Annotated in this window: 15 protein-coding genes; 8 read left to right on the top strand and 7 right to left on the bottom strand. The window is 49.5% G+C overall.

Going from position 1 to position 16,265, the window contains the following annotated elements:
* Positions 1-40: 40 nt before the first annotated feature.
* From MN202_RS17755 to MN202_RS17740, 4 genes are read right to left on the bottom strand one after another with little or no spacing between them, the layout of a single operon-like run.
* Positions 41-412 carry a HepT-like ribonuclease domain-containing protein gene (locus MN202_RS17755; protein ID WP_335737481.1) on the bottom strand — a complete coding sequence of 124 codons (372 nt, stop codon included), beginning with the start codon at positions 410-412 and terminating at the stop codon, positions 41-43.
* Positions 409-699, bottom strand: coding sequence for a nucleotidyltransferase family protein (locus MN202_RS17750; protein ID WP_335737480.1), 291 nt, complete (start codon positions 697-699; stop codon positions 409-411). Before MN202_RS17750 ends, MN202_RS17755 begins: the two co-directional genes overlap by 4 nt.
* Before the next feature lie 60 nt (positions 700-759).
* Complete coding sequence (nadC, locus tag MN202_RS17745) at positions 760-1,638, bottom strand: carboxylating nicotinate-nucleotide diphosphorylase (protein ID WP_335737479.1); 879 nt, start codon at positions 1,636-1,638, stop codon at positions 760-762.
* 49 nt (positions 1,639-1,687) lie between these two features.
* Positions 1,688-2,206 carry a retropepsin-like aspartic protease family protein gene (locus MN202_RS17740; RefSeq protein WP_335737478.1) on the bottom strand — a complete coding sequence of 173 codons (519 nt, stop codon included), beginning with the start codon at positions 2,204-2,206 and terminating at the stop codon, positions 1,688-1,690.
* Between the two features lie 68 nt (positions 2,207-2,274).
* Here MN202_RS17740 and ampD point away from each other — a divergent pair, with 68 nt between their 5' ends.
* From ampD to glsB, 7 genes are all read left to right on the top strand, one after another.
* Positions 2,275-2,847, top strand: a complete 573-nt coding sequence (gene ampD / locus MN202_RS17735; protein ID WP_335737477.1) for a 1,6-anhydro-N-acetylmuramyl-L-alanine amidase AmpD — start codon at positions 2,275-2,277, stop codon at positions 2,845-2,847.
* Positions 2,848-3,717 (top strand): regulatory signaling modulator protein AmpE, encoded by an 870-nt coding sequence (gene ampE, locus MN202_RS17730; RefSeq protein ID WP_335737476.1) that lies wholly within the window; start codon positions 2,848-2,850, stop codon positions 3,715-3,717.
* A 405-nt stretch (positions 3,718-4,122) separates the two neighbouring features.
* Positions 4,123-4,881 carry a pyruvate dehydrogenase complex transcriptional repressor PdhR gene (gene pdhR / locus MN202_RS17725; RefSeq protein ID WP_335737475.1) on the top strand — a complete coding sequence of 253 codons (759 nt, stop codon included), beginning with the start codon at positions 4,123-4,125 and terminating at the stop codon, positions 4,879-4,881.
* Positions 4,882-4,944: 63 nt separating this feature from the next.
* Positions 4,945-7,611 (top strand): pyruvate dehydrogenase (acetyl-transferring), homodimeric type, encoded by a 2,667-nt coding sequence (aceE, locus tag MN202_RS17720; RefSeq protein WP_335737474.1) that lies wholly within the window; start codon positions 4,945-4,947, stop codon positions 7,609-7,611.
* Positions 7,612-7,622: 11 nt separating this feature from the next.
* Complete coding sequence (aceF, locus tag MN202_RS17715; RefSeq protein WP_335737473.1) at positions 7,623-9,272, top strand: pyruvate dehydrogenase complex dihydrolipoyllysine-residue acetyltransferase; 1,650 nt, start codon at positions 7,623-7,625, stop codon at positions 9,270-9,272.
* A 155-nt stretch (positions 9,273-9,427) separates the two neighbouring features.
* Positions 9,428-10,840: a dihydrolipoyl dehydrogenase gene (lpdA, locus tag MN202_RS17710; protein ID WP_335737472.1), complete on the top strand. Its 1,413-nt coding sequence runs from the start codon at positions 9,428-9,430 to the stop codon at positions 10,838-10,840.
* Positions 10,841-11,000: 160 nt separating this feature from the next.
* Positions 11,001-11,933 (top strand): glutaminase B, encoded by a 933-nt coding sequence (glsB, locus tag MN202_RS17705; RefSeq protein ID WP_335737471.1) that lies wholly within the window; start codon positions 11,001-11,003, stop codon positions 11,931-11,933.
* Positions 11,934-11,989: 56 nt separating this feature from the next.
* On the opposite strand, the gene MN202_RS17700 is transcribed toward glsB, so the two are convergent.
* Together MN202_RS17700 and MN202_RS17695 are read right to left on the bottom strand one after the other, a co-directional pair.
* Entirely contained in the window at positions 11,990-13,165 is a 1,176-nt protein-coding gene (locus tag MN202_RS17700) for a GGDEF domain-containing protein (RefSeq protein ID WP_335737470.1), read from the bottom strand.
* A gap of 324 nt (positions 13,166-13,489) precedes the next feature.
* Positions 13,490-13,732 carry a type II toxin-antitoxin system ParD family antitoxin gene (locus MN202_RS17695; protein ID WP_335737469.1) on the bottom strand — a complete coding sequence of 81 codons (243 nt, stop codon included), beginning with the start codon at positions 13,730-13,732 and terminating at the stop codon, positions 13,490-13,492.
* Between the two features lie 328 nt (positions 13,733-14,060).
* On the opposite strand from MN202_RS17695, the gene MN202_RS17690 reads away from it, so the two are divergent.
* Positions 14,061-15,095: a nuclease-related domain-containing protein gene (locus MN202_RS17690; RefSeq protein WP_335737468.1), complete on the top strand. Its 1,035-nt coding sequence runs from the start codon at positions 14,061-14,063 to the stop codon at positions 15,093-15,095.
* Positions 15,096-15,145: 50 nt separating this feature from the next.
* On the opposite strand, the gene MN202_RS17685 is transcribed toward MN202_RS17690, so the two are convergent.
* Positions 15,146-15,862: an NYN domain-containing protein gene (locus MN202_RS17685; RefSeq protein ID WP_240224406.1), complete on the bottom strand. Its 717-nt coding sequence runs from the start codon at positions 15,860-15,862 to the stop codon at positions 15,146-15,148.
* Between the last annotated feature and the right edge of the window lie 403 nt (positions 15,863-16,265).

The raw sequence follows: 16,265 nt of genomic DNA, 5'->3' as shown, positions 1-16,265 counted from the left end.
TGAGACTGAGTTACTATACAGAAGTTTAATCAGTTGTGGCCTATTCAGCTGTTGTGTTGTTACTTAATGTTATCTGCAGTTTTACCAGTGAAGCGGTTAATTCGGGTAAGGCTGTTGTTGTGGTGTCCCAAACGACATCAAGGTTGATGTCAAAATAACCATGCGCGATACGATTACGCATCCCTTTCATGCTGCGCCAGGGAATGTCATTATGAGCCGCCGCAAACTCCGGATCTGCTTGCAAGATTTTTGTTGCTGTTTCACCTAGCACCAGCAGATTAAGTACCACCGCTTGCTGCGTTTTCTTGTCGGCTAAAAAATCTATTTTTGTCATGCCGTCGATGTACGAGCATGCCAGATATACCGACTCTTGCATTTGTGCGATATAAGTTGCTATTCGAGGCGCTGTCATACCGGAATGGCTTGGCTTAGTATTGCACTGCGTAATTTGTCAGGCAAATCGCCAGGTGTTAACAAATCCACCGGCACGCCCAGTGCTTCCTCCAGGGAGATTTGTAATTCTCCCAGATCAAAAAGCGTAGCGCCCGGCAGCGCGTCCACCAATAAATCCAGATCACTGTTATCAGTATCTTTTGCGATAGCTACAGAGCCGAAGATTCTGGGGTTTGTTGCTTTACAGCTTGCTACCAGTGCGCGTATCAGGGCTCTGTTATGTGATAAAGCTTCAGACGGCCGCATAAAAAACTCTCCGAAGTTGCTGTTAGCACTCAGTATAGTACTGCAGTGTTTACTTAGTTGCTATTGCGTTTGCTGGTTAATGTTTAACCGCATAGATAAGTCTATTGCCTGCACATGCTTAGTTAAGGCGCCGCTGGAGATGTAATCTACACCGGTTGCGGCCAGTTCTGTCAGGCGCTCGCTGGTAATATTGCCAGACACTTCTAATTTGGCCTTACCCTGGTTAATGGCGACTGAACGTTGAATGTCTGCCAGTGAAAAGTTGTCCAGCATAATAATGTCGGCACCGGCGTCCAGCGCTTGTTGCAGCTCTGCCAGGTTTTCGGTTTCTACTTCTACCGGCTTACCGGGGAAATTCTGCCGCGCTGTGGCAACAGCATTGGCAATAGAGCCAGCCGCGGCTATATGGTTTTCTTTAATTAAAAAGGCATCAAACAGGCCAATACGATGGTTTTTACCGCCGCCCACTGTTACCGCATATTTTTGTGCGAAGCGCAGGCCGGGCAGAGTTTTGCGCGTGTCCAGCAAGCGGGTGTTGCTGCCGTGCAAAAACTGCACATAGTGCGCCGTGGTAGTGGCGGTAGCGCTTAACAGCTGCAGAAAATTCAGCGCGCTGCGCTCACCGGTTAGCAGAATACGTGCCGGGCCGGTTAGCGTGCACAACAGCGTATCGGCTGCTACCTGGTCGCCATCTTTTACCTGCCAGCTCAGTTGTACTTCATTACCCAGTTGGCGAAACACTTCATCGACGAAAGCGGTGCCACAAACCACGCAGGGTTCGCGGGTAATAATAGTGGCACTGGCCTGCTGTGCCTGCGGTATTAACGAGGCGGTAATATCACCTTCGGCCAATGGTAAAAAGCCCAGATCTTCGGCCAGAGCGGCGGCCACGGCGCGGGTACATTCTTGTTGCAACATAGCGGTGTAAGCAGTAGTCATAAAGTATGGTTCGCAAGGTTGTGCTGTTTGTCTGTAGTTAACAAAGTAGCTAGTGTTGGATCAGCGTAAGCTGATTGCCTTGTTGGTGGAATTCTAACTGTTTCAGTGCGCTCATGCCCAGTAATATCTCGGTGCCGGTAAGGTTGGGCACTATGCTGGCCGGAATGTCGTACAACACTATATCGCCCAGTTGCAGCCGGTCAATGCGGCTGCGCCAGGCGGTAGTCAGGCCGTTGGCGGTACTGACCTGCATGGGTGCACCAAAGGGCAAACCGAGCTTTTCGGCACTGTCGGCGGCAATCGCCACTGTCGTGGCGCCGGTGTCCAGCATAAAATCTGCCGGCTGATTATTTAGCAGCGCGGTGCCAACATAGTGGCCGCTTTTATTGCGGATCAGTACGGTGCGGGTTTCGCCTGTGCTGCCTTGTACACTATGCAGCTGCTGGTTGGGGTTTAGCTGCTTATCTATGGTGTCCTGAAAAAACAGATACAGCATAACCATCACTATTAACCAGGCAATAATGGCAAAGGTCTTACCATAACGGTTTGTTGGTGGTGACGCTTGCATTACACGGCTCCGGCAGAGACAATAGCGCTATAGCTTACTAACCATAGCGGTTAAAGGCAAAACTTCTGATGTCAGCGCCTGTCATTTTGCAACGTCCCAGCCCCCATTGCGATGCCCGCCCCGCCGGCGAAAGCATTAGCTTATTGGTGATCCACAATATCAGCCTGCCTGCCGGCCACTTTGCCAGCGTGCCCGAGCATAGCTTTGTTGATGCATTATTTATGGGCAGCCTGGATTGCAGCGCTAAGCCGGATTTTGCCAGCCTGCGGGACGTAAGAGTGTCGGCGCATTGTGTGATCTGGCGTGATGGCCGTGTTTTTCAGTATGTACCCTTTGCCAAACGGGCCTGGCATGCCGGCGTAAGCCAGTTTGCCGGCCGTGAGCGCTGCAACGATTTTTCTATTGGTATTGAGTTAGAAGGCACCGACAATTTGCCGTATACTGAAGCGCAATATCAAAGCCTTATTCAGCTGACAGAGTTGATATGTCAGCAGTATCCGGCTATTACGCCACAGCGTATAACCGGGCATAGTGATATTGCACCGGGGCGTAAAACTGACCCCGGCATCGCGTTTGACTGGATGCGTTACCGCAGTGCAATAATAGAGTGGAATAACAAGCGCGACCAAGGAGCTTTGTAAATGACATTAATCAGTATGTTGCTGGCATTAATTATTGAACGCTTAGCCGTGCGCAGCGACAAATGGCAGGCGGCGGGGTATTGCCGGGCTTATGTACGTTTTAGCGCAAGTTCAAAACTAAGCCTGTTGGCATCGAACCGGCTGGGGCAGTACCTGTGGCTGGCGTTACCGGGGGCTGTGGTGGCGTTGTTGCTGTGTCTGGCCGACAGCCATTTGCTTAGCCTGCTGGTTAATACACTGGTGTTGCTATTGGGTATAGGTTGCTGGCACTACCGCGTACTGTATAAACAGTATTTAAATGCAATGGACAGAGGCGACGAAGAAGCGGCCTTTATCAGCATGCAGCAAATTCGCAGCCAAATGGGCAGTACACAACAACAAAGTAGCTATGGCCAGTTGCTGCTGTGGCTTAATTTTCGTTATTACGCTGCGGTAGTGTTTTGGTTTTTAGTATTAAGCCCCTTTGGTTTGGCTGCTTTTGGTGTAATGACCTATGCGTTGGTGCGGCATTTACAGGAAGCGGTAGACGAGCAAGATAGCGCAGATTATGCCGCAGTCCTGGGGGATGACAGTAAGATAAATTGTATCGCTCACTGGGCGTTCTGGTTTCCGGCGCGGTTATTTGGCTTAGGCTTTGCACTGGTGGGGCATTTCTCCCGCGCGTCTAATGTGTTGCTAAGTTACTTTCTTGATTTTACTGCCGACAACGAACAAGTGGTGGTGGCAGTGGCAACCGCCGCTGAAACCTTACCGGACGAGAGCTTAAATACGCTGGATGACAGCAGTTATATGGTGCAGCTGGCAAAGCGCAATATGCTGTTTTTTTTAGCTTTTACCGCTATTTTAACCTTAACCGGCTGGTTGGGGTAAAACGAATCTCCCCCAAGCCCCCTCTTTGCTAACGAGGGGGTTTAACCGCATTAGGCGGCAACTCTCATAGCATAGCCACAAACCCATTTCGCGTAGCGCAGCCGGTCCGCCAGCTTGAAGGCAGGACTGCCGAAAGCCCGTTGTGGCTGGCACAGCGGCAGTTATCGCCGACGGCAAGGCTGGTATTGTTATTGCGCTCCCTTTCTGGTCAGACCAATTCTTCTGGTCGCTGTCATACTTGTATCATCTTGAGTTATTACTCTAACTATTTTCCGCTTTTGCCTTTGCTTCGGATCTCTGCTTTATTTACATGCTGGACAGAAACTGCTACCTTAGCGCCACCAAAATTAAATTGGTAATACCAATTTACAAAAGGCGCAAGCCAACAGGACCTATCAGCACGGCATGGCAGATTTTAAAATTAAACCGGCGAAACTCTCCGATCGCATTGTCGAGCAACTGGAAAACATGTTGCTGGAGGGCAGTTTTGCGCCAGGACAAAAGCTGCCAGCAGAGCGTGATTTAGCTGAAATGTTTGCGGTATCCCGGCCGTCGCTGCGCGAAGCCATTCAAAAGCTGGAGGCCAAGGGGTTATTAAGCCGCCGGCAAGGCGGTGGTACTTACGTTTGCGATAATTTGGCGGTGGGCTTAACTGATCCGCTGTTTGCCTTAATTGCCCGCCATCCGGAGTCGCAGTTTGACTTACTGGAGTTTCGCCACGCCTTAGAGGGCATTTGTGCCTATTACGCCGCACTGCGTGGTACGGCGGCAGATTTTGAACAGATAAAACGCCATTACGACGCAATTTGTGATGCGCAACAGTTAGTCGATTTGGATGCCGAGGCCAAAGCGGTCGGCAGTTTTTATTTAGCGGTGGCTGAGGCGTCGCACAATGTGGTGTTACTGCATTTGGTGCGCGGATTAACACCGTTGGTGGAGCAGAATATCCGGGTAAACCTGGAAACGCTGCAGCAGAAGGACGGCATAGTAGGCCAGTTAAATTCGCACCGGCAAAGACTGATGCAGGCGGTGATCAATGGCGAACCGGAGCAGGCGCGCCAGGCCAGTAATGATCACCTGGCTTTTATTGAAGAAGCCATGCTGGAAGTGGGTAAAGAACGCTCGCGTATTGAACGTTCGTTACGCCGCACCCAGCAGGGTTAACTATATTTTTAACGCCGCTGCGCAAGCATAGTGCAGGCGTGCATAACCAAAGGAAACCTCGATATGTCTGAAGTCAGTAAAGTTGACATCGACGCTCTGGAAACCAAAGAGTGGCTTGAAGCGCTGGAATCGGTAGTTCGCACTGAAGGGGTAGAGCGGGCGCAGTTCCTGCTGGAAAAAGTGCTGGAAGAGGCCCGGTTAGAAGGCGTAGACATGCCAACCGGTGTTACCACCAACTACATCAACACCATTCCTCCGCAGCAAGAGCCGGCTTATCCGGGCGATGTTAACCTGGAACGACGTATCCGTTCGGTGATCCGCTGGAACGCCATTATGATAGTACTGCGCGGCTCGAAAAAAGAGCTGGATTTAGGCGGCCATATGGCGTCTTACCAGTCTTCGGCGGCGTTTTATGAAACCTGTTTTAACCACTTCTTCCGCGCGCCGAATGACAAAGACGGCGGCGATCTGGTGTATTACCAGGGCCATATTTCACCGGGTATTTATGCCCGTGCCTTTGTCGAAGGCCGCTTAACTGCCGAGCAACTGGACAGTTTCCGTCAGGAAGTAGACGGTAAGGGCTTATCAAGCTACCCGCACCCGAAATTAATGCCGGAATTCTGGCAGTTCCCTACGGTATCTATGGGCCTGGGCCCGATCACCGCTATTTATCAGGCGCGTTTCTTAAAATATTTAAACGGCCGTGGTTTAAAAGACACCAGTGCCCAGCGCGTGTATGCCTTTTTAGGTGACGGCGAGATGGACGAGCCGGAATCACGCGGTGCTATCAGCTTTGCCGCGCGCGAGAAGCTGGGCAATCTGTGCTTTTTAATTAACTGTAACCTGCAGCGCCTCGATGGCCCGGTAATGGGTAACGGCAAGATTATTCAGGAATTAGAAGGCCTGTTCCGCGGTGCCGGCTGGAATGTGATCAAAGTAGTGTGGGGCCGTGGCTGGGACAAGCTGCTGGCTAAAGACACTACCGGTAAGTTACTGCAGCTGATGAACGAAACGGTAGACGGCGATTACCAGACTTACAAAGCCAATGACGGTGCCTATGTGCGTAAGCACTTCTTTGGCCGTTATCCGGAAACGGCAGCGCTGGTTGCCGATATGACAGACGAAGAAATTTTCGCGTTAAAACGCGGTGGCCACGAGCCGTCCAAGCTGTTTGCTGCCTTTAAAGCGGCACAAGAGTGCAGCGACAAGCCAACGGTTATCTTAGCCAAAACGGTTAAAGGTTATGGCATGGGTGAAGCGGCTGAGGGTAAAAACATTGCCCACCAGGTGAAGAAAATGGACATGACGCATGTGCTGCAACTGCGCAAGCGTTTAGGCCTGGAAGATTACATCAGCGAAGAGCAGGTTAACGAGTTAGCCTACATCAAGCTGCCGGAAGGCTCGCCTGAGCTGGAATATCTGCACGCCCGGCGTAAAGCGCTGCTGGGTTATACCCCGGTACGCTTACCAAAATTCAGCCAGAAACTGCAACTGCCAGAGCTGAGCGCCTTTGACGGCTTGTTAGAAGAGCAAAAGCGTGAAATCTCTACCACTATGGCCTATGTGCGGGCACTGAATATCCTGCTGAAAGATCAAAATATTGGTAAGCAAATAGTACCGATTATTGCCGACGAAGCCCGTACCTTTGGTATGGAAGGCCTGTTCCGTCAAATTGGTATTTATAACCCGGGCGGCCAGAACTATACGCCGGAAGACCGTTCAGTAGTGAGCTACTACAAAGAAGACACCGGCGGCCAGGTACTGCAGGAAGGTATTAACGAGTTAGGCGCTATGTCATCCTGGGTAGCGGCGGCCACGTCTTACAGCACCAACGATTTGCCAATGATCCCGTTTTACATCTATTACTCGATGTTTGGCTTCCAGCGCGTAGGCGATATGGCCTGGCTGGCCGGCGATCAGCAAGCACGTGGCTTCTTATTAGGCGCTACTGCAGGCCGTACCACGCTAAACGGCGAAGGCTTACAGCACGAAGATGGTCACAGCCATATTCTGGCTGGCACAGTACCGAACTGTATCTCGTACGACCCGACCTATGCTTTTGAGCTGGCGGTAATTTTACAGGACGGTATCCGCCGCATGTACGGCGAAGCGCAGGAAAACATTTATTACTACATTACGGTAATGAACGAAAACTACCATCACCCGGCTATGCCAAAAGGTGCCGAAGAAGGTATCCGTCGCGGTATTTACAAGCTGGAAAGCTTAAACGGCGACCGTGGCAAGGTACAGCTGCTTGGCTCGGGCACCATTTTAAATGAAGTGCGCAAAGCCGCTGACATCTTAAGCAAAGACTATGGTGTAGCCTCAGACGTTTACTCGGTAACCTCGTTTAACGAGTTGGCGCGTGATGGCCAGGACGTAGAGCGCTTTAACATGCTTAACCCGGATGCTACCGAGAAAACGCCTTACATTGCTACCGTGATGAACAGCGCACCGGCCATTGCCGCAACCGACTACATGAAAAACTACGCCGATCAGGTACGTGCTTTTGTACCGTCGGTGTCTTACAAGGTGTTAGGTACCGATGGTTTTGGCCGCTCTGACAGCCGCGAAAACCTGCGTCGCCATTTTGAAGTAAACGCCGGTTATATCGTAGTAGCAGCACTGAGCGAGCTGGTGAAGCAGGGTGAGCTGAAAAAGTCGGTAGTGAGCGATGCGATTAAGAAATTTGGCATCGACAGCGGCAAAATCAACCCACTGTACGCATAAGAGGATTATTCATGACTATTGAAATTCATGTGCCGGACATTGGTGCGGATGAAGTTGAAGTAACCGAAATTCTGGTGAAGGTAGGCGACAAGGTCGCCGCCGATCAATCACTGCTAAGCGTTGAAGGCGACAAAGCGTCGATGGAAGTTCCAGCTGCAGAGTCTGGCGTGGTGAAAAGCATCAACGTTAAGGTTGGCGATAAAGTTAAAACCGGCAGCCTGATTATGACGTTCGACGATGAAGCCGCTGCACCGGCCAAAGACGAGGCAAAAGCTGAAACCCAGGCTGCAGCCAAAACAGAGCCAAAAGCCGAAGCCGCTGCCAGCAGCGCACCTGCTGTGCAGGAAGTAAAAGTACCGGATATTGGCGGCGATGCGGTAGAAGTCACTGAGATTATGGTCAAGGTAGGCGATAGCGTTGCTGCCGACCAGTCACTGCTAAGTGTAGAAGGTGACAAAGCCAGTATGGAAGTACCGGCGCCGTTTGCTGGCAAGGTAACAGAGATTAAAATCAGTGTCGGCGACAAGGTGTCTACCGGCAGCCTGATTATGGTTTTTGAAACTGCAGGCGGTGCTACTGAGACTACAGTAGAAACCAAAGCAGAAGCCAAAGCTGAAACAGCAAAAACTGAAGCCAAAGCCGAGCCTAAAGCAGAGACTGCGCCGGCTGCGGCAACGCCATCTGCCAGCAATGACGGCTTTGTCGAAAACAGCGCCTATGCACATGCCTCGCCGGTTATCCGCCGTTTAGCGCGTGAGTTTGGCATTAACCTGGCTAAGGTGAGTGGCACAGGCCGAAAAGGCCGGGTAGTGAAAGAGGACGTACAAAACTACGTTAAGCAACTGGTGAAGCAGGTTGAAACTGGTGCAGTAAGTTCAGGCTCAGGTGCTGCCTCTGGTGCAGGGAGCAGCATGGGCTTTGACCTGATTGCCTGGCCAAAAGTCGACTTTGCCAAGTTTGGCGAAGTAGAAGCCAAGCCGCTGTCACGTATTCAAAAGCTATCGGGTGCCAATTTGCACCGTAACTGGGTGCGCATTCCGCATGTTACCCAGTTTGACGAAGCCGATATCACTGGCCTGGAAGAGTTCCGTAAAGAACAAAACGCGCTGGCTGATAAAAAGAAAATGGGTGTTAAGTACACGCCGCTGGTGTTTATCATGAAGGCGGTGGCCAAGGCGCTGGAAGAATTCCCCACCTTCTGCAGTTCACTGTCAGACGACGGCGCCAGCTTAATTCTGAAGAAATACGTACACCTGGGTATAGCAGTCGATACGCCAAACGGCCTGGTTGTGCCGGTAGTTAAAGACGTTAACAAAAAAGGCATTATCGAGCTGTCACGCGAGCTGCAGGATATTTCGGTAAAAGCGCGTGAAGGTAAACTAACCGCCAGTGATATGCAGGGCGGCTGCTTTACTATCTCCAGCCTGGGTGGCATTGGCGGTACCGCCTTTACGCCTATCGTTAACGCGCCGGAAGTGGCCATTTTGGGCGTGTCAAAATCTGACATTAAACCAAAATGGAACGGCAAAGAGTTTGAGCCTAAGCTGATGCTGCCACTAAGTGTTTCTTACGACCATAGGGTAATTGACGGCGCGCTTGCTGCCCGTTTTACTGCCACCCTGGCCAGCTATCTGGCCGATATTCGTCAGATCATTATGTAAGCGGCGCGCTTACGGCAGATAAAACTGCCGTAAGCCTGAAATCTTAGGTTACAGAGCGGCGGCTCTGATGTTAAAATTCCGCCACTTTTTTCGCCTGACAGCCTCACCCTACATCTGGCTGTTGGAAAATCGGTCCGATAATGAAAGGTAATACGATGAGCAACGATATCAAAACTCAGGTAGTAGTCGTGGGCGCAGGCCCTGGCGGTTATTCTGCAGCATTTCGTGCAGCAGACTTAGGTTTAGAAGTTACCCTGGTTGAAGCGCGCAGCACCTTAGGTGGCGTGTGCTTAAACGTAGGTTGTATCCCATCTAAAGCCTTATTACACGTTGCTAAGGTTATTGACGATGCCCGCGATATGGCATCACACGGTGTAACCTTTGGTGCGCCGCAAATTGATTTAGATAAAATCCGCGCCTGGAAAGACAAAGTAGTCGGCCAGCTGACGAACGGCCTGGCCGGTATGTCAAAAATGCGTAAAGTGAAGGTCGTTACCGGCTACGGTAAATTTACCGGTGCTAACACCTTACAGGTTGGCGACACCACTATTACCTTTGAACACGCCATTATTGCTGCAGGTTCAGAGCCGGTATCACTGCCGTTTATTCCAAAAGATGACGACCGTATTATCGACTCTACCGGCGCACTGGAATTAAAAGACATTCCGGGTGAAATGCTGGTATTAGGCGGCGGTATTATCGGCCTGGAAATGGGCACCGTATACCGCGCGCTGGGCTCTAAAGTATCAGTAGTAGAATTTGCTGATCAGTTAGTGCCGGCTGCTGACGCTGACATCGTTAAAGCCTACACCAAGTACAACAAAGACAACTACAACATCATGTTGTCTACCAAGGTTGTTGGCGTAGAAGCGAAGAAAGACGGCTTATACGTGACTTTTGAAGGCAAAAACGCGCCAGAAAAAGCAGTACGTTACGACAAGATCCTGGTTGCGGTTGGCCGTAAACCAAACGGCGCGCTGTTAGACGCGGCTAAAGCCGGTGTTAACGTAGACGAGCGTGGCTTTATCAATGTTGATAAGCAACTGCGCACCAACGTTGGCCATATTTATGCTATAGGTGATGTTATCGGCCAGCCAATGTTAGCGCACAAAGCGGTACACGAAGGCCACGTAGCAGCTGAAGTCATCGCTGGCCAGAAGCACTACTTCGACCCGCGCTGCATTCCATCAGTTGCCTACACCGATCCGGAAATGGCCTGGACTGGCGTTACCGAGAAAGAAGCCAAAGAGCAGGGCTTAAAAATTGAAACCGCTACCTTCCCATGGGCAGCATCAGGCCGTGCTATCGCTTCAGCCCGTACTGAAGGCTTCACCAAGCTGATTTTCGACAAAGAAACGCACCGCATTTTAGGTGGCGCTATTGTTGGTATCAACGCCGGTGAAATGCTGGGCGAAATCTGCTTAGCAGTAGAAATGGGTGCCGACGCTGAAGATATCGCGTTAACCATCCACGCTCACCCAACGCTGAACGAGTCTATCGGTTTAGCGGCAGAGATTTACGAAGGTTCAATCACAGACCTGCCAAACCCGAAAGCGAAGAAGAAGTAAGCTTCTTTTTACTGAGTAAAACAAAGGCCGCAAATGCGGCCTTTGTTGTTTTATAACAGCGACAGCCACATTGGGCCGATGTTTTGCCTATAGCGTTTTTACCGCAGTTGTACTCGGCTGTGGCATACTGCGCTGACACATACCGCAGCAGGAGAATGCTTTGCCGATAACTGAAATTACTGATCTGAGTAGCTTGCTCCTGCGCATGTTAACGCAGTGCCAGCCATTGTACAGCAGCGGCAAAGTGGCGGATTATATACCGGCATTGGCGCAGGTGGCGCCGCAACAGGCTGCGGTTGCAGTGGCCACGCTGGACGGTAAGATATTCAGCGCTGGCGCAGCGCAGCAGAATTTTTCCTTGCAGAGTATTTCAAAAATTTTCGGCCTGGTGATGGCAATGAACCGGCTGGGAGATGGCTTGTGGCAGCGAGTCAATATGGAGCCTTCTGGCCAGCCGTTTAATTCTATTGTGCAATTGGAATGGGAGAAGGGCATACCACGTAATCCGGTGATCAACGCCGGCGCTATTTTGGTTGCGGATGTGCTGGTGAGTCATTACTCGGCCAGCAAAACGGCATTTTTAACGTTTTTGCGCCGCTTAACCGGGGAGGAGGCCATTTATGCCGATCAGCAAGTGTATCTGTCTGAGCTGGAACACGGTAACCGTAATGCGGCCCTGGCCTACCTGATGAAAAGTTTCGGTAATATTGAAGCCGGTGTGCCACAGGTACTGGAGCATTATTTCCACCAATGCGCCACGGCGATTAACTGTGAACAACTGGCCCGCTCGTTATTGTTTTTAGCTAATCGTGGCGTGCAGCCGCACACTAACGAGCAAATATGCAGCCGGCGTGACGCCCATCGGGTAAATGCAATTTTATCCACCAGTGGTATGTATGATCAGTCTGGCGAGTTTGCCTTTAAAGTAGGCTTGCCGGCCAAAAGCGGGGTAGGCGGCGCCATAGTGGCGATAGTACCGCAATTTGGTGTAATAACCGCCTGGAGCCCGCCGCTAAACCGCTTTGGTAACTCGGTAGTGGCGATGCAGTTAATTCAGCAATTGGCTGATGAGCTGGGGCTATCGCTGTTTTAATGCACTCAGGCCATGTTAAGTGTGCGTCGCTACAGCTGTGAGACTGTGTGTTTTTGTCATAAAGAGATTATTGCAGCGCCATCATAGTGCAACACCTGATTTCGCCCTTGACGTTTAGCTTGATACAGCGCTTGGTCAGCGTGTTGAACCAGCAATTGCCAGTCAGAGACATCTGTTGAGGATGTTGCCACACCAACACTAATGGTCAGTTTCAGCTCTGGCAGTGCACTAAGTTCAGATTGCTCAATGTGTTTACGGATGCGGTTAGCTATATTTAGTGCGGAGCTTAAAGGCGTATCCGGCAGGCAAATTAAAAACTCTTCACCACCGTAACGGAACATAGCATCATACGTGCGTAGCTGTTTTTGGACGACTTCTGCTACGTGGCATAGTGCCAAATCGCCGGCAACATGGCCCAAAGAATCATTTACTTTTTTGAAGTGATCAATATCTATCATAACAATGCTGACATGCTGTTTTGAGCGGCTGGCACGTTGCAGCTCATTTTGCAGCTTTAATGGCAGATTATGACGGTTGAACACGCCTGTCAGTGGGTCGCGTTCCATATTATCACGCATTTCGATGCTACTTTTTTTGTAAACTAAACAGAGGCATGAACCCAAAGTTAAAAACGCATAAGTCGTCAAACCGTAGTAGCCAAGGCTGTGTATCAGCGTTGTTTGTGAAGGGGAAACCAGATCAAATTGAAGCAGAATAAGCAGTGTAAAACGGGTGCCAAGCTGAATAATATTAACCACAAAGGCGAAAATTAATGCCCGATAAACACCACTAAGCTCACTTTTCGTCTGGGCTAATAGTTGCTTTATCGCCAATAAATTCAAGACAATAATTAGTGGGAAATTGACTAATATCCGATTGACGGTGGATACTTGGGCAAAATCAGTGTGATTGAGTGCGTAAGCCAATGCCAGTACGCCGAACAGCCAATGATATTTAACTCTGCGCTTTGTGACTACATAAATGGCACTTAGTATAAAAGCACTAAAGCTTATCGTCGCAAGATTTGCGCCTGCAGGGACCAACCAATATGGTGCCTCAACTCCTGAGCGTATTACTACACCACAAATTGAAGTGACGCATAACGCAAAGCTTGCCGACAGCCAAAATAGTAAATGCCGTTCTGATTGAGCATTCTTGTAAATTAGCGATAGTAAAATAACACCGGCTAAGCCGATGAGTAAATTTACATAGCTTAGAGTCATGACATCCATTCGTAAAATCCCTATTGTAGGCCGGTAGAGAATTTAACATAGCTAAATTAGGTAAGGGTAAAAAATGTACCTAAAAAAGATGATAAATTTCTAACTATGGTGTTTTTGCAAGGTTTTTGCCGGAATAATGACGTGCGCTATTTAAACCCCAAGCTCCGGTGGGGCTCGCCTTGAAAGTTGCACTTGAACTTTCAGGAAGAAAATCCAAACGCTTACTAAAGTGGTGGCTTAAACACGTGCCGGGTGGTTTGCATTTGCTGGTGTAATATCCGCCGCACATATAGATCCTGCTGGCGGTTGCGATAAAAATAGTATTTAGACAGCTTATACATGGTGCTGTTGCTTCAACAGGTCGGCAATCTGACTTAGTGTTAAATCACTTTCTCCGCTTTGTTCACCTGCAGCAACAGCTTGTCTTAGGACTGCCATTTGGTTTTCCTGGTGCTCGAGTAAGTGCAGGGCTGAGCGCATTACTTCGCTGGTAGAGCCATAGCGGCATGACTCAAGCAATTGACTGACCAAAGCATCAAGGTGCGGGTCTATGTTAACGCTGGTGGTTCTGGCCATAACCTCGTCTCTGTGTTAATAGTTAACACAAAATGTCGCATCTGCAGAAATCAGCGCAAAGATGGTTATGTAATCAAGGTGCTGGGTCCGAGGTGGGAGCCAAGGTTTAAGTTAACTGTTTTAATCAGCTATGGAAAAGCATGGGGTCGCGTCTCGCCTTTTTCTACTTTAATCAGCAATCGATAGGGTCAGTGTAATTGATATTCTTAGAGCTGCAGAAGCACGCTACAGTTATGGTTTCCAAGGGAAATCATAGTAATTGCTCATGGTTCTTGCTGCTCGCTTCATCTCTTGCTAGCATCCCTATTCCATAAATCAGGGACGCCTTATGCGCTGGATGCGTTTTACTTTACCGCTATTACTGGTTATCTCCCCGCTGGTCTTTGGTCAGAAGCAATATACCGAGGGCGCGTGTTTGCTGCTGCAGCATCAGATGGTGCAATTTTCCTCTCAGCCGAATAGCCATAACTACCAAAGCGCTAAACGTGAAGTGGATAACCACTGCCAAAACACGATACCGGCGCCGGTAAAAGATCTGGTGCTGACTAATATTCCCGCCAAACCCGTTGCGGTTGGCAGCGTTAAAAATACTGCAACCGCCAAGCCGGTGAGCGCAAATGTTGCGGTTAAAGCTGCAACACCGCCGCCGGTCAAACCGGCACCTGCCGCGCCGCCAAAGCCTGCTGATGTGCTAACCGCTTTATTCGCCCCTGTGTTTGCGTTGCTTGGCAGTATGTTGGCTATGCTGCTGTTGTTTATTTTTGTTATAGGCGTGCTGGCATTTATTGCCGCCCGCTATGGCGCACGGATTAAAGGCGCAATGGGGGAATGGGCGTTACATCGGGTGTTGGTTAAGGAGCTACCGGCCAGCTATCAGCATTATCGTAATTTGGTTATACCGGCAGAAAAAGGTGATTTTACCGAGGTAGATCATCTGGTATTAAGCCCCTTTGGTATCTTCGTTATTGAGGTTAAAAACTACCGTGGCTGGATCTTTGGTAGCGAAAGACAACCACAATGGATAGTGCAACGTTTTCGCAGTAAGCACCAGTTTATGAACCCGCTACACCAAAACTACAAACACACTGAAGAGGTAAAGCAGCTACTTGGATTAAGCGGCCAAGACGGCGATAGCGTGCATTCCATTGTTGCTTTTAGCCTGCGCGCGCAGTTTAAATTTCAAATACCACAAAACGTGATGTATACCGATTTGGTCGGCGATTACATTAACCGCTTTTATCAGCCGTGCTTCAGTGATGACCAGCTGCGCCAGTTTAGCGCCAGGCTAAATATGGCCAAGGCAGGCAAAAAAGTGCTGAGTAAATTGCACCTGGCTCAGGTAAGAAAGCGTGAGGCAGCTTAGCATCAACCGTTAAAAATGGTATCGGACGTAGCACCGCTATTTGCATTTATTTATTGAGCATTTGCCGCGTCATCTGTATCGCTTTGACCGTGTGCAGCAGCTCCATTTTGTTTTGTTCGATAAGTGCTGCGTAAGCCATCGATATGTTCGTTTAGCTTTGCCGGAACAACTTGCCACATGGGATCAAGGATAAAATCGACTCCTTCGCGCCGGGCCAACTTTGCAGCGGGCACAAAATCAGAGTCTCCGGCGATGAGGATAATTTGGTTAACCTGCTGCTTTAAGGTCAGCGTAGTGATATCAATACCAATACGCATATCTACGCCTTTTTGACGGGTACTGATAGTAACCTCTGACTCCAGCAAAGGAGCCGTTGCTAAGTTGCGCTGACCTTTTAAAATGGACTGAGCTACCAATGGTTTTATCACCCATTCCGAAGCCTTCGACAGTTCGCCAAGCCTTAAAGCCAGTTTGCGTTTTTTCAGCAGTCGCTGATGTAGTTCAAGTCGAAATTTAGCTTCGTCAGATTTTGAAAAATCAATTGCAAGGCGAGAAACCGGGTTGTGCATTTTCTTTTCCAACGGGGCGCAGTCATAGAAAAATATTCTATAAAGTGAACGCTCGGCCCGTTCTCCGTCTTTTAAATGCAGCATCGCGCAGCGTACAGCTAAATCGGCGATACGCTGAGCGTTAAAGTAGTTTGCGGGCTCAAAATGGCGGATGCGTTTTATAAAAAAAGCGCCGTCGATCAATATCGCGGTAGACATTTGCTTTAGCTCTAAATAGAAAAACCCCGAGGCTCGGCATGCATCTAGATAGTTGATGCAAGCTTACTGCTCAGGGTTGGATGGCGTAATCGTAGCAATCGGTTTATATAGCGTCAACACAAGATGTGATATTTACAACGCTCGAGGGCAGTTTCAATGATACAAAGCTCAATGTGGAGTCAGTTGCAAAAATAATTGGATCAGATCATCCTGCAATACGCCGTATTTATCGCGCATACTTAAGGCGTAACTGCTCGATGATTTTATCGGCGTTTTCCTTTTTCAGCTGCATACCTTCGTATTGCAGGCTGGTCTAGTAGTTCTGCTGTTTAGGCATAAACTTAACCGGCTTTTCTTTAACGCTGTGAGAATAAGACTTGGTCATATTTCCTCCTGACAGTGG

Source organism: Rheinheimera muenzenbergensis, from assembly GCF_036984005.1.
GTDB classification, from domain to species: Bacteria; Pseudomonadota; Gammaproteobacteria; order Enterobacterales; family Alteromonadaceae; genus Alishewanella; species Alishewanella muenzenbergensis.
Note: the sequence above shows the minus strand (reverse complement) of the source record. Positions and strands in the feature narration are given on the sequence as shown.